The following is a 25,369-nucleotide window of genomic DNA, read 5'->3' as shown; positions in this document are numbered from 1 at the left end:
CCGACCTTAAACCTAACACATTTGGCCACTCGCTTCGAATCGACCAATTGCCGTCCGAAACCGCCCGCCTGCCTGGTCTTGCGGGCGAGAGGATATGAAAAAGCCCCCACCGATCCGGCAGGGGCCCTTATTGTCGATCTGTCCGATAATGGATCAGGCGGCGTCGGAAATGAACTTCACCGCATCGCCAAAGGTCTGGATGGTCTCGGCGGCGTCATCCGGAATCTCGATCCCGAACTCTTCCTCGAAGGCCATGACCAGCTCGACCGTGTCGAGGCTGTCAGCACCAAGATCGTCAATGAACGAAGCGTTCTCGACAACCTTGTCCTCTTCCACCCCAAGGTGCTCCACAACGATTTTCTTCACGCGGTCAGCGACGTCGCTCATGTCTTAGTCCTCATAAGTTCAGGGCCTCGCGGCCCGGTTCTTGCCCTCGCCCCTCGGGGTCGTCGGTTCCATGGTGTCCCGCTGTCGGAACTGTCCAGATCCGTATCAGCCCCGCCTGCCGGAGAGGCCGGAACGGACCCGATCCGCCCCCGTTTCAACGGAGACACGAAGTGAATCTGCGCCGCCTATAGCATATGCAAACACGAACGCAAACGCTTTCGCGCCCCCTCATCAAGGGCCAATGGCTGCATCGGCACATCTCGCCCCCCGATGACCACGCATGCCCCCACGCGGATCACCGGGCTTGATCCGAATGCCAAAAAAGGCCAGCCTATCCCTGCACTGGTTGCATTAATTGATTTCGTGATTGTCATCTTGGGAGGGGCCGTTGCGTTACATTCCGCTCATAGCCTGCCTTGCCCTCACGCTTGCCGGTATTATCCTTGCGGTCTGGTTGCCCTTTTTTGGGGGGCTGCTCGCGGGGCTTGCGGGGATCGTCTCGATCATAGGGCTTCACGATCTGTTCCAGACCCGGCGCGCGGTGCTCAAGAACTATCCGATCTCGGCGCGGCTGCGCTTCCTGTTCGAGCATTTTCGCCCCGAGATTCGCCAGTATTTCCTAGAAAGCGACCACGAGGAGACCCCCTATTCGCGCGAACAACGCGCGCTTGTCTATCGCCGCGCCAAGGGTATCGAGGGGCTGCGCCCGTTCGGCACGCTGCGCAATGTGAACGAGATCGGGCACGAGTGGATCAACCATTCCATGGCCCCCACGCATCTGGACAGTCATGATTTCCGCGTGACGATCGGCGGGCCGGATTGCAAACAACCCTATGACGCCTCACCGCTCAATATCTCGGGCATGTCCTATGGGGCGCTGTCGCCCCATGCGATTGAATCGCTGAACTGGGGGGCCAAGCTGGGCGGTTTTGCCCATACCACCGGCGAAGGCTCGATCTCGCGGTTTCATCGCAAGCATGGCGGCGATCTGATCTGGCAGATCGGCTCGGGCTATTTCGGCTGCTGCACGTCCGAAGGAGCCTTCAACCCCGACAGGTTCGCCGAAACCGCCGCCGACGATCAGGTCAAGATGATCGAGATCAAGCTGAGCCAGGGCGCCAAGCCCGGCCATGGCGGCATCCTTCCCGGCGCCAAGGTGACCGAAGCCATCGCCGAGGCGCGCGGTGTTGCCGTGGGTCAGGATTGCATCAGCCCACCGGGCCATTCGGAGTTCACCACCCCGGAAGAGCTGTGCCGGTTCATCGCGCAACTGCGGGATCTCTCGGGCGGAAAACCCGTCGGGATCAAGCTCTGCGTCGGCCACCCGTGGGAGTTTTTTGCCATGGCCAAGGCGTTCGATGCCACCGGTATCGCGCCCGATTTCATCACCATCGACGGGGCAGAAGGCGGCACCGGCGCGGCGCCGGCCGAGTTTGCCGATCACAAGGGCGCGCCCATCCGCGAGGGGCTGATGCTGGTGCATAACACGCTTGTGGGCATGGACTTGCGTGACCGAATCAAGCTCATCGTGTCGGGCAAGCTGATCAGCGCCTTCGATCTGTGCCGGATGTTCGCGCTCGGGGCCGATGGCTGCAACATGGCGCGTGGCTTCATGTTCGCGGTGGGCTGCATCCAGGCGCAGGTCTGCCATTCGGGCAAGTGCCCCACCGGTGTGACCTCGCAGGACCCGGGCCGTTACCGCGCGCTGGTGGTGGCCGACAAATACCAGCGCGTCGCCAATTTTCACCGCAACACGATGATCGCATTGAAAGAGGCCGTGGAATCCTCGGGCCTGCATACCCCGCAGGACTTTACGCCGCATCACCTGATGATCCGGGTCAACAGCCGCGAGGTGCGCTCGGCTGCGAGCCAGTACCTGTGGCTTGAACCGGGCGAATTGCGCACCGGCACGGTAAGTCACCCCGCATTTGCCAAATATTGGGACCGCGCCCGCGCCGACAGCTTCGATTTCGCGGCCTGACATGCCCGTGAACGCCCGGCGACCCGCAGGCGCGCCGTTCCTGAGCCAGCCGTTATTCGCCGGCCTCGACAGTTGACGTGAGCCATGCCCGGAACCGTTCGATCTCGGCCGAGCGTTTGGTGTCTTCCCGCGCAACGAGGTAAAACCCCTTGTCCATTGGCAATTCATACGGCAGCGGCGACACCAGCAACCCCTGGTCGAGGTAACGCTGTGCAAACCGGCGCATGATGATCGCACAGCCCTGGCCGCTGGCCAGCATCTGCAACGCCATCAGCGACGAGTCGGCCTTGAACCGTTGCGCGGGGGCCGGCAGATCGAGGTCGAACCGCGCCGAAAGACGAACCCAATCGTCTTCGGAGCCGGTGACCTGAACCACGTCGGAGGCCGCCAGCGCCGCGATGGTCGGCCCGCCCTCGAAAGAGGCGGCGAAATCCGGGTGACACACCACGCTGCCCCATTCCGAGCCGAGCGGCCAGATCCGCGTTTCCGGCCAGTCGCCGGTGCCTTGGCGGATGTCGACGTCGATGGCGTTGTCGTCCATGCGGTCGGACCAGACGGCGGTGGATAGCTGGATGTCGATATCGGGGTTGAGTGCGCGAAAGGCGATCATCTGCGGCGCCAGCACCAGCGCCCCGTAGGAGATCGAGGCGCGCACGCGCAGGGTCTTGCGGCGCGGCACCCGGAACAACCCGTCGGTCGCCGATTGCATGTCGCGAAAGGATTTGCGGATCGGCTGCGCATAGGCCTGGCCGAGATCGGTGAGTTCGACCCCGCGCGGCAGACGGTGGAACAGGCGGGCGTTAAGGTGCTGTTCCAAAAGCCTTATCTGCTGGCTCACCGCCGCCGGGGTGAGGGCCAGCTCGGCCGCTGCGGCGCTGAAGGAGCTGTGTCGTGCCGCCGCCTCGAATGCGCGCAGCCAGGTGACGTGGGGCAGCTGGGTCATGCTCGGTCCTTCATGCGAACGGGCGCGTCGGCGGGGGTCTCAACGCGTCAACGCATAGCGCGTTCGCGGGAACGGGTGAATTCCCTTTTGCAGCGCGCGGTGGGGTTAACGCGATTTCCGGCCCAAAAACCGGGGGGTGATCCCCGGCTGTTGCCCGGCTGCAAAGCGTACACCGCCGCAACGCGGCGTAAATGGGCCGGACTCCGGTTAATGTGGCGCGCGCTACCCACCCGGACGGCACCTCGCCCGCACGACGCACACCGCGGCGGGACGAAGCCCCGCCGCGGCAGATGTCAAACCTTGATGGTCAATCGCATCACGCCACCACCCTGTCGCCCTCGGCGGCGGCCCCGGTAAAGCCGCGCCGGGCGAGCACGCGGTAGGTGCTGCGCAGCGCGCCACGGTCGGTGTAGCAGCCGCGCAGGTGCCGGTGACCGCTGTCGGCCACGTAACCTTCGCGACCATGGACGATGCGGTGGTTGTCGAACACCACGCAGGTTCCGGGCTGTGAGCGGTAGCGGATGACGAAGCGATCCTCCTGCATCATGCGGATGAACCGCACAAAGGCCGGGTAATAGCGATCGAGCAGCGACTGGGGCAGGTCCATGTAATCCTGAAGATGCTGCGAGATGGTGACGCCCGTGACCGCGCCATCGACATCGGTTTCGATCACCCGTTGATGGGCGCGGTAATCCCAGTTGTCGTGGCGGTAGAAGAACGGGATGTCATACCCCGCCAGCAGCTCGAACGCCTCGGGGTCTTCGGCCTTGAGCGCCATGGCCGCCGCCGCGCCGTCGAGAAAGAGCGACTGCCCGCCCTCGACCGTGTTGGCCATGCAATGCAGGAACTGCACGCCCGGGGCGGTTTCCTCGCCCGGCAGGTCGGTGTGCATCTCGAGCGGCCCGGCGGTGAAGGCAAGGTTGGTCGGCGCGATCTCGACCCGCACGTCAAAGAACAGCCCCTCTGCCGACGGGGTGATCGGTCCGATGGCATTCACGAGGCGCGGCAGGCTGTCGTCATCCCCGGCCATGTCGGTGACAAAGGCGATCCCCTCTTCGATCAGCGCACGGGTCAGCGTGGCGCGCCCCGCGTCGGATGTCAGCACCGCCTGTTGCGAAATGCGCAGGATCTCGGGCAGGTGATCGCCATACCAGAGCTTGCGCGGCAGTGCCGCCGGGTCGACCGGGCGCCCCGTCTCCTGCACCTCGCGCAGCAGGGCGAGCGGAACCTCGCTCACCTGCCCCTCTCCCTGCCACGCGATGACCAGCATCTCGCCCTCGATCCGGGCCGTACTGGCGCGCGGTGGCGTCGGCAGGGCGGAACAGTCGAACACGCGTTCCAGCGTTTGCGGGTCGAAACAGTCGAGGCTCGCATCCCTGAGCCAGTAGTAATTGAAATAGGCCGCGCCGCCCGGCAGCGCGACCACCATGCCATTTTCCCGAAGGTCCACGGAGGGTTCCGTCATCTTGCATTGTTCCTTTTGCTCGTGGGTTTGGGTTTGCGGGATGGGGCGTCATCGTCGCCGCCCCACCCCCGTGTCATGTCGCCAGAAGCGGCTTTGACAGGCCGGTCGGGATCACCTCGTATCCCGGCTCTTCCGGCTCGTCGTCGACCATCTCGGCGGGAAAGCCGGGGGCGTTGATCTGCAGCCCGGTCGCATCTTCGAGGCGGCGAATGATGTTGGGTGATAATTCCCGCGCGCCATAGCGCGCGATCCCGTCCTCGAAGATGCGCAGCAAGAGCGGGCTGATCTCGAGCGGCACGCCCGCCTCCTGGGCAATGTCCTGGAACAGGCCCACATCCTTTTTCACGAGGTCCATGGTGAACGAAATGTCGCGCGATCCGTTGAGGATGACCTGGCTTTCGGTCTCGTGCACGAAGGAGGTGCCGGAACTGATCTTCATCGCCTCGTAGGCGGTGTTCAGGTCCATGCCCGCCGCCTTCATCGTGACCAGCGCCTCGCAACAGGTGAGCAGGTTGGCGGTGGCGAGATAGTTGGTCATCACCTTGAGGACCGAGGCGGTGCCGATCTCCCCGGTATGCAGCACCCGTCGCCCGAGGGTCGTCAGAAGCGGCAACACGCGCTCGAACGTGGCGCGATCGCAGCCCGCGAAGATCGAGATATTGGCGGTGTCCGCCCGGTGGCACCCGCCCGAAACCGGGCATTCGACCGCGACCCCGCCACGGGCCGAAACAAGCCCGGCCAGCCGCTTGATCTCGGTCGCGTCGGTGGTCGACATTTCCAACCAGATCTTGGTCTCGTCGATTTCCGGCAACATCGCCTCGACCACGGCGGCAGAGGCGGCCGGCGAAGGCAGGCAGGTGATGACGGTGTCGCACCGGCGCATCAGGTCAGCCGGATCGCGCGCGGCACTGGCCCCACGGGCGACAAAATCGCCCATGCGCGCCGCGTCGAGATCGAAAACGCACAGGTCATACCCGTTTCGCAGCACGCTGCCTGCCAGCTTGCCGCCGACATTGCCCAGACCGATGAATCCCACCTGCATGTGCCGCGCCTTCCCTTGACCGTTTCGTCAAAGTCTGGCGCAGTCTTTTGCCGGTTGGAAACGATAGCTTTTCGTCCTGAGGCACCAATTTATTTGAAGCACCTGCGGAGATCGCAGGGGCCAGAACGGGTCGGGTTTGAGTTGGGGTCACTGGCAAAGGAGAGAGGCCCCGGCTCAAGGCCAGAGCGGGTCGGCTCCGATGCCATGGGCGGCCACGGACCGCGCGCCTGTCATGGCCGTGTGTCGAATTGGCTCAGGCTGCCTTTTGCTGTTGCTGCGCGTTGATCGTGGCCCAGAAGGCGGCCCGCACCAAGGCATCCGCCGAACCGTCAAGCCCGCCATGCCCCAGTTGCACCGCGACCACGGTTCGCGGGTATTCGATCAATGCAAGCTCGGCCTCGTCGCGGCGCAGCCCATAGCGTTGCGCGAACCCGGTCAATGCCGTGTCGATCCCCTCGAGGATATCCGAAGCCCGCGTGCGCGTGTCCTGGGCAAGCGCGGCGTGGCGCAGAACCGCGCGCTGGCCGCTGATCAGGACCGGGGCGGCGGTGGTTTCCTTGCGGGCAAAGCGCGGCATGTAAAGCGCCGCGCGCAGCCCGCCCCGAACGCCCTGCGTGTTGTGCAGATGCGAAACCACGCCGCGCAGATAGGCGCCTTCCGACCAGGCCCATGTCTCGGCCAGCAGCCCCTCGTAAGAGCCGAACCGGTGATAGAGCGAGCCGATCGACACGCGCGACGCCCGGGAGATGTCCTTGATCCCCGGCATCACGCCATCCGCGATCCCGCTTGCCATTGCCGCAAATACCGACTGATCGGTGAATCCTGCCTTTCGTCCCATGCCTGCCTCGCTGGTGTTATTCGGGTCATTGCCGATTTCTTGTATTGCGATTCTACAACAAGTGATTCGCGTCGCCCATGATTATTTTCACGGGCCCGCGGGCAGGTGGCAAAAAAGGCGCGCAGGTGTCGATCCGCGCGCCCTTTTCCCAAGGTTCGACCGGGAGTTCGCCCGGGATCAGAGCATCGCCATGCCGCCATTCACATGCAGGGTCGCGCCGGTGACATAGCCCGCTTCGGGGCTGGCAAGGTAGAGCACCGCCGCCGCGATCTCCTCCGGCGTGCCCATGCGCGCGGCCGGGATCTTGACGTTGATCGCCGCCTTCTGATCGTCGCTCAGACCCTCGGTCATGGCGGTGGCGATGAAACCGGGCGCGACCGCGTTGGCGGTGATGCCGCGGCTGGCCACCTCGTAGGCGATGGATTTGGTCATGCCCACCATGCCCGCCTTGGAGGCGGCATAATTGACCTGGCCCGGGTTGCCCGTCGCGCCGACGATGGACGAGATGTTGACGATCCGGCCCCAGCGCGCCTTCATCATCGGGCGCATCACGCCCCGGCAGAGCCGCATCGTGGCGGTCAGGTTCACGTCGATGACCGACTGCCATTCCTCGTCCGACATGCGCATGAATATCTGGTCGCGGGTGATGCCCGCGTTGTTGACCAGGATATCGACCGCGCCCATCGCCGCGATCGCCTGTTTCGGCAGCGCGTCGACCGCTTGCGCATCCGACAGGTTGCAGGGCAGCACATGCGCCCGCTCGCCCAACTCCCCGGCCAGATCGCGAAGCGGCGCCTCGCGCGTGCCCGACAGGCCCACCGTGGCGCCCGCGCCGTGCAGCGCCCGGGCAATCGCCCCGCCGATACCCCCCGACGCGCCGGTGATCAGCGCGCATTTTCCCGTCAGATCGAACATGCAGTATCCCTTCTTCCCAACGCCAGGTTCCCTTGCGAGGAACATGACTAGAAATTCAATTTCCCGGCCCCGGTTCAGCCCTTCAGGCTCTCCACCGCCGCCGTGACTTCGTCCGGCGTGCCCACCGGGCGGGTGGCGATCTCGCGGTCGATGCGGCGGATCATGCCGGAGAGCGCCTTGCCTGCGCCGATCTCCCAGATCTCGCGCACGCCCGCGCCGCCCATGAAGGCCACCGACTCGCGCCAGCGCACCGCGCCCGTGACCTGCGCCACCAACAGCTTGCCGATCTCGCCCGGATCGCTCACCGGTGCGGCGAGGACATTGGCCACCACCGGCACCGACGGCGCGGCGATCTCGACCCCGGCCAGCGCCTCTTGCATGGCATCCGCCGCGGGCTGCATCAGGGCACAGTGAAACGGCGCGCTGACCGGCAGCAGGACCGCGCGTTTCGCGCCCCGCCCCTTGGCCAGGTCGACCGCGCGTTCGACCGCCGCCTTGTGCCCCGACACCACCACCTGCGCGGGGTCGTTGTCATTGGCGGCCTGGCAAACCTCGCCCTGCGCCGCCTCTTCGGCGACGGCCTTGACCGTTTCGAGATCGAGCCCCAGAAGGGCCGCCATCGCGCCCACGCCCACCGGCACCGCCGCCTGCATCGCCTGCCCGCGTATCCGCAAGAGCCGCGCGGTGTCGGCCACGCTCAGCGCGCCCGTGGCGGCCAGCGCCGAATATTCGCCCAGCGAATGACCGGCCACGAAGGCCGCATCCGTGATCTTCACACCCTCGGCCTCAAGCGCGCGCATCGCCGCCAGCGATGTCGCCATCAGCGCGGGCTGTGCGTTCTGCGTCAGCGTCAGGGCGTCTTGCTCGCCCTCCCAGATCAACGTGCTCAACGCCTCGCCCAGTGCATCGTCCACCTCGTCGAACACGGCCCGCGCCGCCGGATAGGCATCGGCCAGCGCGCGCCCCATGCCGATGGTTTGCGCCCCCTGCCCCGGAAATACGAATGCGCGGCTCATCTGGTTCTCCCGTTCTCATCAACTTTGCGCCGGAATACCGTGCCCGCCGGATCGGCGCAACGGTCCTTCACATCCCCCGGCACACCCACCCGGCACCGGGCCCGCACCCTACCCTTGCACATCGTCGCGCCCCTGCACCGCCATCATCGTGGCGGTCAGCCGGGCAATCTCGTGCTCTTTCTCGCCGTCGATCGCGGTGGCCACGGCCTCGGTAAAGAGGATCGTGCGCCCCGGCTTCAGCACCCGGGCATGAAAGTTGAACCGCTGCCCCTTGCCGGGGCGCATCAGCGAGGTCTTGAGTTCCACCGTCAGCACCCCGGCCTCTTCGGGCATCACCGAATAGGCCGCGAACCCGGCGGCCGTATCCAGCCCCGAGATGATCGCGCCGGCATGCATGAAGCCGTGTTGCTGGGTGAAATCGGGGTTGAACGGCATCGACAACCAGACCTCGCCCGGGGCGATATCGTCCATCGAGATCCCCATCATGCGCATCGCGGGCTGGCGTGCGAAACTCTCGCGGGTGCGGGTGGCGTAATCGCCATAGGTTGCGAGGCTCATCCGAGCCGCTCCAGGATGGCCTGCGTATCGAGCCCGGTCACCGCGCCGTAAACCCGCCCGCGCGGGCGGCCCAGCCGCGTCGCGGCGTAACCGTCGGCCACCGCCGCCGGGGCCTGCCGGATCAGGACGTTCGCGGTCAGAAGCGATGCCAGGCTCTCGGTGAACCAACGCGCCTCGCCCTCGTCGGGCAATGCGGGCCAGCGGTCGAGATGCGCCGAGAACGCCGCGTCATAGGCCGGGTTCTCGCCCCTCACACCCGAGAGTTCGGCCATCACCGCCTCGCGCGCCGCGTCGTCGCGGGCCAGCGCGCGCATCACGTCAAGGCAGATCACGTTGCCCGAGCCTTCCCAGATCGAGTTGAGCGGGCTTTCGCGAAACAGCATCGGCAGTGGCGTGTCCTCGACATAGCCCATGCCGCCAAGGCACTCCATCGCCTCGTAGATCACGTTGGGGGCCAGCTTGTTGCCGAGGAACTTGGCCAGCGCCACGGCGATGCGGGCAAAGGCGCGTTCCTCGCGCGTGCCCGCGTCAAAGGCGCGCGCCACGCGGAACGCCAGCGCCGTTGTGCCCTCGAGATCGAGCGCCAGATCGGCCAGAACGGCGCGCATCATCGGCTGGTCGATCAGGCGGCGTTGAAAGGCGCTGCGCCCCTCGACCCAGTATTTCGCCTCTGAAAGCGCGCCACGCATCAGCCCGGCAGGCGCGACCGAGGTCGAAAGCCGCGTGTGATGCACCATCTCGATGATGGTCTTGACCCCCTGCCCCTCGTCACCCAGCCGGTAGGCCAGCGTATCGTGATACTCGATCTCCGAGGAGGCATTGGCCCGGTTGCCGAGCTTGTCCTTCAATCGCATCAGGTGGATCGGGTTGCGTTCGCCATCGAGCCAGCGCGGCACGAGGAAACAGGTCAATCCCTCCTCGGTCTGTGCCAGTGTCAGGAACCCGTCGGACATCGGCGCCGAGCAGAACCATTTATGCCCGCTGAGCCGGTAGTGATCGCCCGACCGCACCGCCCGCGTGGTGTTGGCGCGCACGTCCGATCCGCCCTGTTTCTCGGTCATCGCCATGCCCAGCGTGACCGCGCGTTTCTCGCCGACGGGCGCGCGGGCGGTGTCGTAATCGCGCGCCGTGAGCTTTGGCACCCACTCCGCCGCCAGCGCCGGATCGGCCCCGAGCGCGGGAACGGCGGCATAGGTCATGACCATCGGGCAGGTCACGCCCGGCTCAACCTGGGAGGTCATGTAACACATCGCGGCATGGGCGGTGTGACCTGCCGGGGTTGCCTCTTCCCACGGCGCGGCCGAGAACCCCGCCTGCAACCCCGCCGTCATCAGATCGTGATAGGCGGGATGGAACTTCACCTCGTCAAGCCGCCGCCCGGCGCGGTCGAAGCTCAGCAGTTCGGGCGGCACGCGGTTGGCCTCGCGCCCGGCTGCGCGCATCTCGGCGCTGCCCATGTGCGCGCCATAGGCGGAGAGCGCCGCCTGATCGGCGCCGTTCGCCCCGGCATAGTGGCGCAAGATCGGGTCCGAGGTCCAAAGGTCGGCCATGTCGCGGGCGGGCGGCTGGTTCGTCACCTCGTGGGTGGCAAGGTCTCCGATCGGGGGTGAATGTGTCATTGTGGTCTCTCCCTTTGCCCCGATCCTCGCAAATCGCCCGGTCTCGCAAAAGGGGGATTCACAATCCGAATCGCCTGTGGCACTGTTTCCTTGCGTCACGGGCAGGATGGTCCGGGCGGCGGGCAGAGTGAACAAAGACAGGCAGGACATGGCACTACGCAGGCTCACCGGATACCGGCCCGCCCTTGGCGGCGTGATCTATTTCGCCGTGGCCTTTTCTCTCGGGCTCTATTTCACCTTTGCCGCCGTGCAGGGCGATTACGGCTTGTTCCGCCGGGCCGAGATCACGGCCGAGGCGTCGGAACTCGAAAAACGGCTTGCCACGCTCGAAGCCCAGGTCGCGCGGATGGAAAACCTGACCCGGCGGCTTTCGGACACCTATCTCGATCTCGACCTGCTCGATGAACAGGCGCGCAGCGTTCTGGGCTTCATCCGCGCCGACGAGATCGTGATCCGCTGACCCGCGGAACGGCGCGGGCACCGGGGGTGGCACCGTGGTTGACTTCACCCGCCACCCGGGCCGAATGTAACATAAATATGACACTCCGAAGCCGCGGGCCGGTTTGGAAAGGGAGGTATGCGTGCAGTCTCTGGCAATCCTGATCGCGATCGGCGGTGCGGTGGCGCTGCTCCTTTTCGGGTTGCGGCTGGTGCGGGACGGTGTGACCGAAGCCTTCGGGCTGCGCCTGAAACTGGCGCTCGGCCAGGGCACCCGAACCTCGCCGCGCGCCTTTGTCTCCGGGCTGGTTGCGACGCTCGGGTTGCAATCCTCGACCGCGACGGCGCTGATGACCTCGGATTTCGTCGAGCGCGGCATGATCCGCCCGGGGCGCGCGCAGGTGGTGCTGCTCGGCGCCAACCTCGGCACCGCGCTCACGGCCTGGATCGTGACCGCCGGGATCGAGGCCCTGTCGCCGCTGCTGCTGTTGCTGGGCTACGTGCTGCGGCGGCAGGCGCGCCCGGCCGTGGCCGGCCCCGGCCAGGCGCTGATCGGCATTGGCCTCGTCCTTCTGTCGCTGGCCCTGCTGGGAGAGGCCACGGCGCCGCTGCGCGACTCTCCGGCGCTGGTGGCGTTCCTCGGGCTGCTGGGCAATGCCTGGCTGGTGGGCTTTGCGGTGGCCGCGGCGCTGGCGGTGCTGTTTTCCTCGTCGCTGGCGGTCGTGATGCTGGTGCTGTCTCTGGGGGCCGCCGGGGGCCTTGACCCGGCGCTCGCCGTGGTTCTGGTGCTGGGCGCCAATTTCGGCGGCGCGGTGCCGCCGGTCCTCGCCACGCTTTCGGCACCACCGGCCGCGCGGCGGGTGACGCAGGGCAACCTTCTGGTGCGCGGGATCGGCTGTCTCGTCGCGCTGCCCCTGGCCGGGCTGATCGGCCCCGCGCTCGACGGCTGGGCGCTGGTGCCCGCCGGGCTGCCGATCGCGGCGCACCTGGCCTTCAACATCGCGCTCGCCGTGCTGATCTGGCCGTTTGCGGGGCTGATCGCCCGGGCGCTGGTGCTGGCCCTGCCCGATCCGCAGGCCATGGCGGGCGACGGGCCGCGCTGGCTTGACGAGACGGCGCTCGACCGCCCGGAACTGGCGCTCGCGGGGGCGAGCCGCGAGGCGCTGGCGCTCGGTGATACGGTCGAGCGGATGATGCGGCTGATCATGACCGCCTTTCGCGACAACGACCCTGAACCGCTGGCCGAGGTCACCAGGCTGGAAGAGCGGGTCGACCGCCTGCAACAGGAGGTCAAGCTCTACCTCTCGCGCATGGGGCCCGGCGCCTCCAAGCGCGACAAGCGCCGCACCATCACCGTGCTCGACTATATCATCAACCTCGAACATGCCGGCGACATCATCGAAAAGGGTCTCGCCGTGCAGGTCGACCGCAAGGTCAAGCTGGCCCTGCGGTTTTCCGAGGAAGGCTATCGCGAACTCGATTCGCTGTTCCTGATGACGCTCGACACGATGCAGATCGCGCAGACCATATTCATGAGCCGCGACGAACGGCTGGCCCGGCAGTTGATCGAGACCAAGGTGCGCATCCGCCAGATGGAGCGCCATTCCGCCGAGCGCCATTTCCGGCGCCTGCGCAAGGGACATCCCGAAAGCCTGCAAACCTCGTCGCTGCATCTCGACATGCTGCGCGATCTCAAGCGTGTGGGCGCGCATCTGGTCTCGGTGGCCTATCCGATCCTCGACGAAGAGGGCATGCTGGTCGAAAGCCGCCTGAAGGACACCGACGAGGACTGAGAGCCCGCAGGCGCGCCATCCGGCCCGGCGCGACGGCAATTTCCTCTCGCATGACGGGCCGGAATGCGGTAGAGGGTAGTTTAAAGCTAAACTACTTTACCGCGGAAGGAGGCGCCACCCCATGGCCGCGAAAAGAACGACGAAGAAACCGAACGTTTCCGCCGACGAGCTCAAGGGCTTTTACCGCGACATGCTGCTCATCCGGCGATTCGAGGAAAAGGCCGGGCAGCTTTACGGCATGGGCCTGATCGGCGGGTTCTGCCATCTCTATATCGGGCAGGAGGCCGTGGTTGTCGGGCTCGAGGCCGCCGCGAAAGAGGGCGATCAGCGCATCACCACCTATCGCGATCACGGTCACATGCTCGCCTGCGGCATGGACCCCAAGGGCGTCATGGCCGAGTTGACCGGGCGCGAGGGCGGCTATTCCAAGGGCAAGGGCGGCTCGATGCACATGTTTTCCAAGGAAAAGGAATTCTATGGCGGCCATGGCATCGTCGGCGCCAACGTGCCGCTGGGTGCGGGGCTGGCCTTTGCCAACAAGTATCGCGAGAACGATTACGTCTGTTTCACCTATTTCGGTGACGGCGCCGCCAACCAGGGCCAGGTCTACGAGACCTTCAACATGGCCGCGCTGTGGGATCTGCCGGTGGTCTTCGTGATCGAGAACAACAAGTATGCCATGGGCACATCGCAGACCCGCTCGACCTCGTCCAAGGACATCCACACCCGCGGCGAGGCCTTCGGCATCCCCGGCGAGACGGTGGACGGCATGGACGTGCTCGCCGTGCGCGACGCGGGGCGCAAGGCGGTGGAGCATGCCCGCGCCGGCAAGGGGCCCTATATCCTCGAGGTGATGACCTATCGCTATCGCGGCCATTCGATGAGCGACCCCGCGAAATACCGCACCCGTGAAGAGGTTCAGAAGGTGCGCGAGAAATCCGACGCCATCGAACATGTGCGCGAGCTTCTGCTCTCGGGCAAGCATGCGAGCGAGGAGGATCTCAAGGCGATCGACAAGGAGACCAAGGAGATCATCAACGCCGCCGCCGATTTCGCCCGCGAAAGCCCCGAGCCCGCCATCGAAGAGCTCTGGACCGACATCTACGCCACCGAGACGCCGCAGAAAGCCTGAGCGACCGGGACCAAGGAGAACACGACAATGGCAACCGAAATTCTCATGCCCGCCCTCAGCCCGACCATGGAGGAAGGCACGCTCGCCAAGTGGCTGGTGAAAGAGGGCGACACGGTCAAATCCGGCGACATCATGGCCGAGATCGAGACCGACAAGGCCACGATGGAATTCGAAGCGGTCGATGAAGGCATCATCGGCAAGATCCTCATCGAGGAAGGCACCGAGGGCGTGAAGGTCAACACCGCCATCGCGGTGCTGGTCGAAGAGGGCGAAGACGTGCCCGAGGATGCGGGCAAACCCGAGGCCGCGACCAGCGATGATGAGGAAAAGGACGAAAAGAGCGAGGACGGGGACGAGGAGGAAACCACCCCTGCCCCCGACGAGCAGGAGGTGAAAGCCGCCCGCGCCGCCGCCCCGGACGGACCCGATCCGAAAGCCGCCGCCGCACCCGAACCCGACTGGCCCGAAGACACCGAGATCCGCCAGCAGACCGTGCGCGAGGCGCTGCGCGACGCCATGGCCGAGGAAATGCGCCGCGACGACAGCGTGTTCCTGATGGGCGAGGAAGTGGCCGAATACCAGGGCGCCTACAAGATTTCCCAAGGGTTGCTCGACGAATTCGGCGCCAAGCGCGTGATCGACACACCGATCACCGAACACGGCTTTGCCGGTGTCGGCGTCGGCGCGGCCTTTGGCGGCTTGCGCCCGATCGTCGAATTCATGACCTGGAACTTCGCGATGCAGGCGATCGACCAGATCATCAACTCGGCCGCCAAGACGCTTTACATGTCGGGCGGGCAGATGGGCGCGCCCATCGTCTTTCGCGGCCCCAACGGCGCCGCCGCCCGCGTCGCCGCCCAGCACAGCCAGGATTACGCGGCATGGTATGCCCAGATCCCCGGCCTGCGCGTCGTGATGCCCTATTCCGCCTCCGACTATAAGGGCCTGATGAAAACCGCGATCCGCGATCCGAACCCGGTCGTGTTCCTCGAGAACGAGATCCTCTATGGCCGCAGCTTTGACGTGCCGGTGATGGAGGATTTCACCGTGCCGTTCGGCAAGGCCCGGATCTGGCGGACCGGGGCGGACGTGACCATCGTGAGCTTCGGCATCGGCATGAGCTATGCGCTGGAAGCCGCTGAAAAGCTTGCCGAAGACGGGATCGAGGCCGAGGTGATCGACCTGCGCACCCTGCGCCCGCTCGACTATGACACGGTGATCGCATCGGTGATGAAGACCAACCGCTGCGTCACCGTCGAAGAGGCCTGGCCGGTGGCCTCGATCGGCAATCACCTCTCGGCCTATATCATGACCCACGCCTTCGATTACCTCGACGCGCCCGTGCTCAACGTCACCGGCAAGGACGTGCCCATGCCCTATGCCGCGAACCTCGAAAAACTGGCCCTGACCTCGACCGACGAAGTGATCGAGGCCGTCCGCCAAGTGACCTACCGGTAAGGAGAGACGCGATGCCCACCGAGATTCTCATGCCCGCGCTCAGCCCCACGATGGAAGAGGGCACGCTTGCCAAATGGCTGGTCAAGGAGGGCGACACCGTCTCTGCCGGTGACCTTCTGGCCGAGATCGAGACCGACAAGGCGACGATGGAATTCGAAGCCGTCGATGAAGGCGTGATCGGCAAGATCCTCATCGAGGAAGGCACCGAAGGCGTGAAGGTCAACACCGCCATCGCCGTGATTCTGGAAGAGGGCGAAAGTGCCGACGACATCGAGGCGGATGCCGGCAAGCCCGCGCCCGCCAAGGACGAGAAAGACGACGACAAGGAAGAGGCAGGCCAGAAAGAGGCCGAAGAAAAGCCCGGCACGGACGCGCCCGCGAAGGACTCGAAAGAGGACAAGGCGGACGAGGGCAAGACGACATCCGCCCCCCCTGCCCCACAACAGGACGGCAAGCGCATCTTCGCCTCGCCGCTCGCCCGTCGCATCGCCGCCGACAAGGGGCTCGATCTGCGCGAGATCAAGGGCTCGGGCCCCAAGGGCCGGATCGTCAAGGCCGATGTCGAGGCCGCCAAACCATCCGACAAGCCCGCGCCCGAGGCCCGCGCCGATGCCAAGGCCCCGGCCCAAGCCGCTGCCATGCCCACCGGCCCGGCCACGGAAACCGTGCTCAAGATGTACGAGGGCCGCGAGTTCGAGGAAATGAAGCTCGACGGGATGCGCCGCACCATCGCCGCGCGGCTCACCGAGGCGAAACAGACCATCCCGCATTTCTACCTGCGCCGCGACATCCGCCTCGATGCGCTGCTGAAGTTGCGCAGCGAGATGAACGCCGGGCTGGAAAGCCGTGGCGTGAAGCTCAGCGTCAATGATTTCATCATCAAGGCCTGCGCCAACGCGCTTCAGGCCATACCCGACGCCAATGCCGTCTGGGCGGGCGACCGTATCCTGAAACTCAAACCCTCGGATGTCGCCGTCGCCGTGGCGATCGAGGGCGGGCTCTTCACCCCCGTGCTTCAGGACGCCGAGAAGAAATCGCTCTCCACCCTTTCGGCCGAGATGAAAGACCTCGCCACCCGCGCCCGCGACCGCAAGCTCGCGCCGCATGAATACCAGGGCGGCAGCTTTGCCATTTCCAACCTCGGCATGTTCGGCATCGACAATTTCGACGCGGTGATCAACCCGCCGCATGGCGCGATCCTCGCGGTGGGCGCTGGGGTGAAGAAACCCGTGGTCGGCAAGGATGGCGAGTTGACCACCGCCACGGTGATGAGCGTCACGCTCTCGGTCGATCACCGGGTCATCGACGGCGCGCTCGGGGCCGAACTGTTGCAGGTGATCACCGACCAGCTCGAAAACCCGCTGGCGATGCTGGCCTGAACGACGCCCGGCGCGGATCACGTAAAGCCGACTGCGACCGGTGCCGGGGACATCCAACGAGAGGGTAGCATACGGCCGCGGTCGGGTGCTCACCACGGCAGCGTAGGGCAGTTTATCTTGCAACGTCTTCCCTCGCCCAGACCGGCGCGCACCCTCTCAAAAGCACCCGGCCGGGGGGCGGCCGTGTGCTGCCCGGGCGGCTTCGCCGCCGTTCCGGGCGAAGCAAGCTTGCTCAAGCGCAATACCAAGGCCCGCGACGCGCGTTTGCGCAAACACCGCGCGCGCCCCTTTCCCTTGCACCCCCAGCCCGGTAAAAGCCGCCGCAAGGCGCGACCTCCGCGCAATTTCAGCAAGGGATATTGGCCAAATGAGCACCATCATCGACATCCACGCCCGTGAAATCCTCGACAGCCGTGGCAACCCCACGGTCGAGGTCGACGTGATCCTCGAAGACGGCACCATGGGCCGCGCCGCCGTGCCCTCGGGCGCCTCGACCGGCGCGCATGAGGCGGTGGAACGCCGCGACGGCGACCCGTCCCGCTATGCCGGAAAAGGCGTGCTCGAAGCCTGCGCCGCCGTCAATGGCGAGATCGCCGAGGAACTGGTCGGCCTTGACGTGACCGAACAGGTCTCGATCGACATGGGCCTGATCGAGCTTGACGGCACCCCCAACAAGGCGCGCCTCGGTGCCAACGCGATCCTTGGCGTCAGCCTCGCCTGTGCCAAGGCGGCGGCCGATTTCACCACCCAGCCGCTTTACCGCTATGTCGGGGGCACCTCGGCGCGGGTGCTGCCGGTGCCGATGATGAACATCATCAACGGCGGCGAACATGCCGACAACCCGATCGACATCCAGGAATTCATGATCATGCCCGTGAGCGCGCCCACCATCCGCGACGCGGTGCGCATGGGCGCCGAGGTGTTTCACATCCTGAAGAAAGAGCTCTCCGCCGCCGGTCTCGCCACCGGCGTGGGTGACGAAGGCGGGTTCGCCCCCAACCTCTCGTCAACCCGCGACGCGCTCGATTTCATCCTGAAAAGCATCGAGAAGGCGGGCTACAAGCCCGGTGACGACATCCACCTCGCCCTCGATTGCGCGGCGACGGAATATTTCAGCGATGGGAAATACGTGATGAGCGGTGAGGGCAAGACCCTCTCGCCCGATGAAAACGTCGCCTACCTCGCCGCGCTCTGCGCCGATTACCCGATCATCTCGATCGAGGATGGCTGCGCCGAGGATGACTGGGACGGCTGGCGCGCGCTCACCGAAACGCTGGGCGGCAAGGTGCAGCTTGTCGGCGACGATCTCTTCGTCACCAACCCCGAGCGCCTCGCCATGGGGATCGAGCGCGGCTGCGCCAACTCGATGCTGGTCAAGGTCAACCAGATCGGCACGCTGACCGAAACGCTGCGAGCGGTCGACATGGCGCATCGCGCCGGATTCACCAACGTCATGTCGCATCGTTCGGGCGAAACCGAGGACGCCACCATCGCCGATCTCGCCGTCGCCACCAATTGCGGGCAGATCAAGACCGGCAGCCTCGCGCGCTCGGACCGGCTGGCGAAATACAACCAGTTGATCCGGATCGAGGAAACCCTGGCCGAAACCGCGCACTATGCCGGGCGCTCGATCCTTAGGTAACTGCGAAACCGGCTGGCGCGGCAACCTTGCGCGCCGGCCACACCCCTGCCACCGCCGGTTCAATGAACCGCGGATCACTTCGCAAATCCCGAATTTTCCGTCTGGTATCTGGTGGGTCGTGAGAGACTCGAACTCCCGACATCTTCGGTGTAAACGAAGCGCTCTACCAACTGAGCTAACGACCCCGCGCGCGGTCTCTACCGCGCCGCCATGGCCCGCGCAAGCCCTTTAGATCGCCCCAGCCCAGACGAGACGTCAATGACCTTCGATCCGACCCGCCACCTGACCCATCCGCCCCGCCCTTTCGACGATTTCGCGATTGGCGAGGTGTTCCGCGCCCCCTCGCGCACCATGACCGAAGGCGTCTTTGCCGCCTTCCAGGCCGCCAGCGGCGACAACCACCCGATCCATTACGACCGCGCCTACCTGCAACGGCTGGGGCATCGCGACCTCATGGCGCATGGCTACCAGACGCTCATACAGGCCGCGATCGGGGCCGCGCCACTGGCCCACCAGATGGGCGAGGCGCTCATCGGTTTCGTCGAGCAATCGGCGCGGTTTCTCGCCCCGGTCTATTGCGGCGACACGCTCTATCCCGCCTTCACCATCACCGCGCTTGAAAAGCGCAGCACCACCGGCACGATGACCCTGGCGATCACCATCCACAACCAGGACGGGGTGCTTGTGTGCGACGGGCATCAGACCTACCTGATGCGGCTCTGACGGGGGGGGGGCAGGCTCAGCGGTGGACGATCTGCGCCCCGTCGCGCAGTTCATAGATCACGCCCTGTTCGGCCCCCAGCCCCTCCATCGCCTCGATATCGAGCCCCAGCACCAGCCCGCGCAACACCGTGAGCGCGACACCGTGGCTTATCACCAGCGCCGGACCGTCGAGATCGCCAAGGAACGCACCCACCCGCGCCCGCATGTCCTCCAGCGTCTCACCCGGCCCCTCAAGGCACAGCATCAAGGTGCTGCGCCCCTCGAAAAACGCCGGGTCACGCTCGGTCAGGTCGGCGTAATACCGCCCCTCCCACGCGCCGAGGTGGATCTCTTTCAACCGGTCATCGAATCTCGGCACAAGCCCCAGCCCGCCAAGTGCCAGTTCGGCCGTCTGCCGGGTGCGTTTCTGCGGGCTGCAATAGACGCCGAGCCCCTCTGGCAGGTCGATCCGCGACAGGATCTCGCCCTGCCGCCTTGCGTGGTCGCGCCCCATGTCGCTCAGCTCCGACTCGAGCTGCCCCTGCACCCGCCCGGCGGCATTCCACGTCGTCTGCCCATGGCGCAACAGGTAAAGCGGCGGTGTATCACTCATGCAATTCTCTCCGCGAACGGCCCCAAGAAAAAGGGCGCGTCAACCATGGACGCGCCCCGGAATTCTGGTGGGTGATGAGAGATTTGAACTCCCGACATCTTCGATGTGAACGAAGCGCTCTACCACTGAGCTAATCACCCGGTGGACGGGTGTTTAGCGTCACTCGGCGGCCTCTGCAAGAGGGTCTTTGGGGTCTTTCCCGGCTCCCGTCTCCGCCCCTGCATCCGGCCCCGTCGGACCGGCGGGCCTCGCCTTGGGTTGGCGGATGCGGGTCACGTAGACATCGCCATTGGCAAGCTTCTTGTGGCGCTGCACCTTGACCTTGCCCAGCCCGGGCAGGTTGAGGTCGCGCCCCTCGGCAATCGCCGCGCCGATCTCGGCCAGAAGCGCGTCGACCGCGGGCTTGACATAGCGCGGCTTCACGCCCGACCGGCTCACCACCGCGTCGACCAGCTCTTTCTTGCGCATGGCCGGTGCGGCCATTTCGGGGCGGCTTTCCTCGACCACTACCGGATCAGGCGTCGCCGCGCGCATGGTCTTTTCCGGTTTCGCGGTGGTTCCGGGGCTGGTCTTGGCCGTTTTCGGCGTGCCCGTGGTCCCGGCTTTCGCGGATGTCGTCGTGCTCTTGGCCATCTTGTGCCGCCTCGCTTTCAGTATTGTTCAGTATTGCCTGATTGCTCGTTGTTATGATCGCCACGCTATCCGCAAACGCCCTTAAAATCCAGTTTCAAACCTCGATGGCCACAAAATGCCGCGCAAAACGCGCCACAGACCGGAAGAAAACAGTCGAATGACGGCCCGGAGACCACTTTGCCAGACGCCGCGCATCGCATGAGTGTCGGCTGATCCGGTCCATCCAGATGGTATTTAGGTGTTGACCTAACTATTATCCAACCTTACGCTTAGGCCCATGCCTAACCAACAACACCCCATCGAACAGACCTTCATCGCGCTTTCCGATCCAACGCGACGCGCAGTCGTTCAGGCACTCAGTGAAGGGTCTGCGACCGTCTCCCAACTGGCGAAGCCCTTCGACATGGCGCTGCCATCCTTTACGCAGCATCTCGGCGTTCTGGAAAACGCCGGCCTTATCGTGTCGCGGCGCGAAGGGCGGAGCCGTGTCTGTTCGTTGAATCCGGCGGCTTTGAAAGATGCCGAAGACTGGATGGCCGCCCATCGGAAACAATGGGAAAGCCGCCTGGATCGCTTTGAAGCCCACCTTCAAAATGCAAAGAAGGAGAAATCGAATGACTGACCAAACCACGAATACCGTCTCGGAATGGGCATCCTGGCCATTGGACAGGGAAATCGTCATCGCAAGGGTCGTTGACGCTGACTGCGAAACTGCCTTTGAAGCATGGACTGATCCGGCACAAATCGTGCAATGGTTCGGACCGGATGGCTTCCTTATCGAGTCGTATGAGGCCGACATCCGCGCGGGCGGCGTGTGGCGGTTCGACATGGTTGCCCCTGACGGGACGCGGTTCTCCAATCGCATGGATTTTCTGCGAGTCGAGGCGCCACACCTGATCGAACTCGATCACGGCCAAGACGTCGACAATGATCCTGACCGTTTTCGGCTTCTGGTCACTTTCGATGAGCAGGATAACGGAAAAACCGTTGTCACCTTGCGCCAGATGCACCCGACGCCAGAACGTCGCGCGACGGTCATCGGGTTTGGCGCGGTCGAGTTCGGGGCGCAGACGCTGGGCAAGCTTGCCGATCATGTCGCGGACAAGGCCAAGGTTGCGGCCACGCACGGCTGACCATTCCTCGCGGGTCGCATCACGCAAACGGCCCCTCAACTGTCCCACGTTACACACCCGGCCCAACGCAACAGGCCGCCCCGGTTGCCCGGAGCGGCCTGCAGTTTCATCGACCCGAAGGCCGGGGCGTGGGGCTTAATGCGCCGTGGCGCCGGCCCCGCCCTTGTTCTCGGCCAGCCGCGCGGCGGCGGCGGCCTCTTCGGCCTCTTCGTCCCAGTCCACCGGCTCGGGGTCGCGCAGCAGCGCGAGTTTCAGAACCTCGCTGACATGGCTCACCGGGATGATCTTGAGCCCCTCTTTCACGTTGTCGGGGATCTCGGTCAGGTCCTTCTCGTTCTCTTCGGGGATCAGAACCGTCTTGATGCCCCCGCGCAACGCGGCCAGCAGTTTCTCCTTCAACCCGCCGATCCCGAGCGCATTGCCGCGCAAGGTGACCTCGCCGGTCATGGCGATATCCTTGCGCACCGGGATGCCGGTCAGAACCGACACGATGGACGTGACCATCGCCAGGCCCGCGCTCGGCCCGTCCTTGGGCGTGGCGCCCTCGGGGACGTGGACGTGAATGTCGAACGTGTCAAAGCGCGGCGGCTTGATCCCGATCTGCGGCGCGATCGAGCGCACATAGGATGAGGCCGCGTCGATCGACTCCTTCATCACGTCGCCCAGCTTGCCGGTGGTCTTCATCCGCCCCTTGCCGGGCAGGCGCAGCGCCTCGATGTTCAAAAGCTCCCCGCCCACGGATGTATAGGCCAGCCCGGTCACGACACCGACCTGGTCGCTGTCTTCGGCCAGACCATAGCGGAACTTCTTCACGCCGAGGAAATCGGCGATGTTCTCGCCGTTCACGACGATCTTTTCCGCCTCTTTCTTGACGATCATGGTCACCGCCTTGCGGGCGATCTTGGCGATCTCGCGCTCCATGTTCCGCACGCCCGCCTCGCGGGTGTAATGCCGGATGATCGCGGTCAGCGCCGAATCCTCGATCTCCAACTCGCCCTTCTTCAGACCGTGGTTCTTGAGCTGCTTGTCGAGCAGGTGCTGCTTGGCGATCTCGCGCTTTTCGTCCTCGGTATACCCCGCCAGCGGGATGATCTCCATCCGGTCGAGAAGCGGCCCCGGCATGTTATAGCTGTTGGCCGTGGTCAGGAACATCACGTTCGAAAGGTCGTATTCGACCTCCATGTAATGGTCGATGAACGTGCCGTTCTGTTCCGGATCGAGCACTTCGAGCATGGCCGACGCCGGGTCGCCCCGGAAATCCTGCCCCATCTTGTCGATCTCGTCGAGCAGGATGAGCGGGTTGGTCGTCTTGGCCTTCTTCAGCGCCTGGATGATCTTGCCCGGCATCGAGCCGATATAGGTCCGGCGGTGGCCGCGAATCTCGCTCTCATCACGCACCCCGCCAAGCGAAATGCGGATGAACTCGCGCCCGGTGGCGCGCGCCACCGACTTGCCAAGACTGGTCTTGCCCACGCCCGGCGGACCCACGAGGCACATGATCGGCCCCTTGAGTTTCTTCGAGCGCTGCTGCACCGCGAGATACTCGACGATCCGTTCCTTGACCTTCTCAAGCCCGTAGTGATCGGCATCGAGAATATCCTGCGCCTTGTGCAGGTCTTTCTTCACCCGGCTCTTCACCCCCCACGGGATGGCCAGCATCCAGTCGAGGTAATTGCGCACCACGGTCGCCTCGGCGCTCATCGGGCTCATGTTCTTGAGCTTCTTCAACTCGGCCTCGGCCTTTTCCCGGGCCTCCTTCGAGAGCTTGGTCTCGGCGATCTTCTCTTCGAGTTCCGCGATCTCGTTCGCGCCCTCCTCGCCATCGCCCAACTCCTTCTGAATGGCCTTCATCTGCTCATTCAGGTAATACTCGCGCTGGGTCTTCTCCATCTGGCTCTTGACGCGCGTCTTGATCTTCTTCTCGACCTGCAACACGCTCATCTCGCCCTGCATCAGGCCATAAACCTTCTCAAGCCGCTCGCTCACCGACAGCGTCTCCAGAAGCTCCTGTTTCTGGCCCACCTCGATGCCGAGATGACCCGCCACCAGGTCGGCCAGCTTGGCCGCTTCGCCCGCCTCGCTGACGGCGGAAAGCGCCTCTTCGGGGATGTTCTTGCGGATCTTGGCATAGCGCTCGAACTCGTTCGAAACGGTCCGCTGCAACGCCGCCAGGGTCGCCGTGTCGCCCGGCATCTCGGTCAGGTATTCGGCCCGCGCTTCGAAGAAATCCTCGTTATCGAGATATTCGACGATCCGCACCCGCGCCTGCCCCTCGACAAGCACCTTGACCGTGCCATCGGGCAGCTTGAGAAGCTGCAGCACGTTGGCGACCACGCCCGCCTTGTAAATGCCCTCGGCGGTGGGTTCGTCCACGCCCGGGTCGATCTGGCTCGACAGCAGGATCTGCTTGTCATCGGCCATCACCTCTTCCAGCGCGCGCACCGATTTTTCGCGTCCGACGAAAAGCGGCACGATCATGTGCGGGAACACCACGATGTCGCGCAGCGGCAGCACGGGATAGGATGTGTTGAGTGGCTCTTGCATGCTCTGGTCCTTGTTCTTGGCAAGACGCCGGGCCCCTCGATCAGGCAGCGCGCGGCGTCTCCACGTTTCCGAATGATTAATTGGGCGTTGCCCGCGCCCGTTTCAACCTCTGGCGCCAGAATGCACCCGCATCGCGGGACGGGCAAGCGGCGATTGCCCCCGGGGTCAGGCCGGGCGCGGCATTTCGCGGATGACAGCGACGCGAACCGCGTTATCCTGCCCCCGACAACCAGGGAGGTTTCCATGATCGCGCAATTCGGACCCGACACCGCGCTTCTGCTCATCGACGTGCAAAAGGGCGTGCATGACCTGCAACATTGGGGCGGCCCCAACGGGCGGATGAACAATCCCGAATGCGACGACCGCCTGCGCGCGCTGCTCGGGGGGTTCCGCGCCGCCGGGCGCCGGGTGGCCTTCACCCGCCATGACAGCGTCGAACCCGGCAGCCCGCTCAAGTTTGCCCTGCCCACCGGGGCACAGATCGACGGGCTCGACCCCGCCCCGGGAGAGATCGTCGTCGAAAAGTCGGTGAATTCCGGCTTCATCGGCACCGATCTCGACGCGCAATTGCACAGCACAGGCATCACCCGCCTCGTCATCGCCGGCTATTTCACCAATTTCTGCGTCGAAACCACGACCCGCATGGCCGGCAACATGGGCTATGACTGCTATCTCGTCCACGATGCCTGCGCCACCTGCAACCATGCCGACCTCGACGGCACCGATCACGACCCCGAACTCGTGCACGCCATGTCGGTGGGCAACCTGCATGGCGAATTCTGCACCGCCATCACCGCGGCGGACGCGCGCGCCCTACTTGGCGCCGACGCGCCCCATCTCGCCCGCGCCCAGGGCAACGAACCCACCTCCGACATCCCCGCACGCCGCATCGCCTGACCCGCCCTTTCATCTTGCCCCAAATACTCCCGCCGGAGGCACACGGGACGGCGGGCGGGGCGACCTGCGCAAGCAGGAGCGCCGTCTCGCCATCCCGCGACCGGGGCACAAGGCCGCCATCGCCTGTCGCACCAGAACGAAATCCCCCACCCTGCGACGCGCCACACTCGCCGCCGGGCCGCGTAACGCGCTGGCGCTCATGGCCCTGCCCGCACCCGGCGGGCTTGACCTTCCGGCATGG

The 25,369-nt window shown here is 65.2% G+C and carries 23 protein-coding genes and 2 tRNA genes; 11 read left to right on the top strand and 14 right to left on the bottom strand.

The window, feature by feature from the left end; translation table 11 throughout:
* Positions 1-153 precede the first annotated feature (153 nt).
* Positions 154-387 (bottom strand): acyl carrier protein, encoded by a 234-nt coding sequence (locus FLO80_RS00235; RefSeq protein ID WP_111362320.1) that lies wholly within the window; start codon positions 385-387, stop codon positions 154-156.
* Between the two features lie 388 nt (positions 388-775).
* Between FLO80_RS00235 and FLO80_RS00230 the strand changes: the two genes are divergently transcribed.
* Entirely contained in the window at positions 776-2,368 is a 1,593-nt protein-coding gene (locus FLO80_RS00230) for an FMN-binding glutamate synthase family protein (protein ID WP_111362321.1), read from the top strand.
* Between the two features lie 52 nt (positions 2,369-2,420).
* On the opposite strand, the gene FLO80_RS00225 is transcribed toward FLO80_RS00230, so the two are convergent.
* From FLO80_RS00225 to FLO80_RS00190, 8 genes are all read right to left on the bottom strand, one after another.
* Complete coding sequence (locus FLO80_RS00225) at positions 2,421-3,311, bottom strand: LysR substrate-binding domain-containing protein (RefSeq protein ID WP_111362322.1); 891 nt, start codon at positions 3,309-3,311, stop codon at positions 2,421-2,423.
* A 316-nt stretch (positions 3,312-3,627) separates the two neighbouring features.
* Complete coding sequence (locus tag FLO80_RS00220) at positions 3,628-4,776, bottom strand: TauD/TfdA family dioxygenase (RefSeq protein ID WP_111362323.1); 1,149 nt, start codon at positions 4,774-4,776, stop codon at positions 3,628-3,630.
* Positions 4,777-4,849: 73 nt separating this feature from the next.
* Positions 4,850-5,818 carry an NAD(P)-dependent oxidoreductase gene (locus FLO80_RS00215; RefSeq protein ID WP_111362324.1) on the bottom strand — a complete coding sequence of 323 codons (969 nt, stop codon included), beginning with the start codon at positions 5,816-5,818 and terminating at the stop codon, positions 4,850-4,852.
* 253 nt (positions 5,819-6,071) lie between these two features.
* Positions 6,072-6,656, bottom strand: a complete 585-nt coding sequence (locus FLO80_RS00210; RefSeq protein WP_111362325.1) for a TetR family transcriptional regulator — start codon at positions 6,654-6,656, stop codon at positions 6,072-6,074.
* Between the two features lie 177 nt (positions 6,657-6,833).
* Complete coding sequence (gene fabG, locus FLO80_RS00205; RefSeq protein ID WP_111362326.1) at positions 6,834-7,571, bottom strand: 3-oxoacyl-[acyl-carrier-protein] reductase; 738 nt, start codon at positions 7,569-7,571, stop codon at positions 6,834-6,836.
* 74 nt (positions 7,572-7,645) lie between these two features.
* A complete protein-coding gene (gene fabD / locus FLO80_RS00200; RefSeq protein WP_111362327.1) occupies positions 7,646-8,587 on the bottom strand; it encodes an ACP S-malonyltransferase in 942 nt (313 codons plus the stop codon).
* A 108-nt stretch (positions 8,588-8,695) separates the two neighbouring features.
* Positions 8,696-9,145, bottom strand: a complete 450-nt coding sequence (locus FLO80_RS00195; RefSeq protein ID WP_111362328.1) for a PaaI family thioesterase — start codon at positions 9,143-9,145, stop codon at positions 8,696-8,698.
* The gene (locus FLO80_RS00190; RefSeq protein ID WP_111362329.1) at positions 9,142-10,764 is read right to left on the bottom strand and encodes an acyl-CoA dehydrogenase family protein; all 1,623 of its coding nucleotides are present in this window, start codon (positions 10,762-10,764) and stop codon (positions 9,142-9,144) included. The genes FLO80_RS00195 and FLO80_RS00190 overlap by 4 nt, the downstream gene beginning before the upstream one ends.
* 148 nt (positions 10,765-10,912) lie before the next feature.
* On the opposite strand from FLO80_RS00190, the gene FLO80_RS00185 reads away from it, so the two are divergent.
* From FLO80_RS00185 to eno, 6 genes are all read left to right on the top strand, one after another.
* On the top strand, positions 10,913-11,224 hold the full coding sequence (locus FLO80_RS00185; RefSeq protein ID WP_111362330.1) for an FtsB family cell division protein: 312 nt from the start codon (positions 10,913-10,915) through the stop codon (positions 11,222-11,224).
* A gap of 121 nt (positions 11,225-11,345) precedes the next feature.
* Complete coding sequence (locus FLO80_RS00180) at positions 11,346-12,995, top strand: Na/Pi cotransporter family protein (protein WP_111362331.1); 1,650 nt, start codon at positions 11,346-11,348, stop codon at positions 12,993-12,995.
* 121 nt (positions 12,996-13,116) lie between these two features.
* Complete coding sequence (pdhA, locus tag FLO80_RS00175; RefSeq protein ID WP_111362332.1) at positions 13,117-14,127, top strand: pyruvate dehydrogenase (acetyl-transferring) E1 component subunit alpha; 1,011 nt, start codon at positions 13,117-13,119, stop codon at positions 14,125-14,127.
* A gap of 27 nt (positions 14,128-14,154) precedes the next feature.
* Complete coding sequence (locus FLO80_RS00170) at positions 14,155-15,585, top strand: pyruvate dehydrogenase complex E1 component subunit beta (protein WP_111362333.1); 1,431 nt, start codon at positions 14,155-14,157, stop codon at positions 15,583-15,585.
* An 11-nt stretch (positions 15,586-15,596) separates the two neighbouring features.
* Positions 15,597-16,964, top strand: a complete 1,368-nt coding sequence (locus FLO80_RS00165) for a pyruvate dehydrogenase complex dihydrolipoamide acetyltransferase (protein ID WP_111362334.1) — start codon at positions 15,597-15,599, stop codon at positions 16,962-16,964.
* Between the two features lie 367 nt (positions 16,965-17,331).
* The gene (gene eno / locus FLO80_RS00160; protein ID WP_111362335.1) at positions 17,332-18,606 is read left to right on the top strand and encodes a phosphopyruvate hydratase; all 1,275 of its coding nucleotides are present in this window, start codon (positions 17,332-17,334) and stop codon (positions 18,604-18,606) included.
* A 109-nt stretch (positions 18,607-18,715) separates the two neighbouring features.
* Here the strand turns inward: eno and FLO80_RS00155 are convergent.
* Positions 18,716-18,791, bottom strand: a tRNA-Val gene (locus FLO80_RS00155).
* A 73-nt stretch (positions 18,792-18,864) separates the two neighbouring features.
* Here FLO80_RS00155 and FLO80_RS00150 point away from each other — a divergent pair.
* Positions 18,865-19,329, top strand: a complete 465-nt coding sequence (locus FLO80_RS00150) for a MaoC family dehydratase (protein WP_111362336.1) — start codon at positions 18,865-18,867, stop codon at positions 19,327-19,329.
* Between the two features lie 16 nt (positions 19,330-19,345).
* On the opposite strand, the gene FLO80_RS00145 is transcribed toward FLO80_RS00150, so the two are convergent.
* The 3 genes from FLO80_RS00145 to FLO80_RS00135 form a co-directional block, all read right to left on the bottom strand.
* Positions 19,346-19,921, bottom strand: coding sequence for a histidine phosphatase family protein (locus FLO80_RS00145; RefSeq protein WP_111362337.1), 576 nt, complete (start codon positions 19,919-19,921; stop codon positions 19,346-19,348).
* 65 nt (positions 19,922-19,986) lie between these two features.
* A tRNA-Val gene (locus FLO80_RS00140) sits at positions 19,987-20,061 on the bottom strand.
* A gap of 19 nt (positions 20,062-20,080) precedes the next feature.
* The gene (locus FLO80_RS00135; RefSeq protein ID WP_246156486.1) at positions 20,081-20,554 is read right to left on the bottom strand and encodes an HU family DNA-binding protein; all 474 of its coding nucleotides are present in this window, start codon (positions 20,552-20,554) and stop codon (positions 20,081-20,083) included.
* Between the two features lie 277 nt (positions 20,555-20,831).
* On the opposite strand from FLO80_RS00135, the gene FLO80_RS00130 reads away from it, so the two are divergent.
* Together FLO80_RS00130 and FLO80_RS00125 are read left to right on the top strand one after the other, a co-directional pair.
* A complete protein-coding gene (locus FLO80_RS00130; protein ID WP_111362340.1) occupies positions 20,832-21,176 on the top strand; it encodes an ArsR/SmtB family transcription factor in 345 nt (114 codons plus the stop codon).
* Positions 21,169-21,687: an SRPBCC family protein gene (locus FLO80_RS00125; RefSeq protein ID WP_111362341.1), complete on the top strand. Its 519-nt coding sequence runs from the start codon at positions 21,169-21,171 to the stop codon at positions 21,685-21,687. The genes FLO80_RS00130 and FLO80_RS00125 overlap by 8 nt, the downstream gene beginning before the upstream one ends.
* Before the next feature lie 135 nt (positions 21,688-21,822).
* Here the strand turns inward: FLO80_RS00125 and lon are convergent, their stop codons facing one another.
* On the bottom strand, positions 21,823-24,231 hold the full coding sequence (lon, locus tag FLO80_RS00120; protein WP_111362342.1) for an endopeptidase La: 2,409 nt from the start codon (positions 24,229-24,231) through the stop codon (positions 21,823-21,825).
* A 243-nt stretch (positions 24,232-24,474) separates the two neighbouring features.
* Between lon and FLO80_RS00115 the strand changes: the two genes are divergently transcribed.
* On the top strand, positions 24,475-25,128 hold the full coding sequence (locus FLO80_RS00115) for a cysteine hydrolase family protein (RefSeq protein WP_111362343.1): 654 nt from the start codon (positions 24,475-24,477) through the stop codon (positions 25,126-25,128).
* The last annotated feature ends 241 nt before the right edge of the window (positions 25,129-25,369 follow it).

This window comes from Aquicoccus porphyridii, assembly GCF_008369105.1.
Lineage (GTDB): Bacteria > Pseudomonadota > Alphaproteobacteria > Rhodobacterales > Rhodobacteraceae > Aquicoccus > Aquicoccus porphyridii.
Note: the sequence above shows the minus strand (reverse complement) of the source record. Positions and strands in the feature narration are given on the sequence as shown.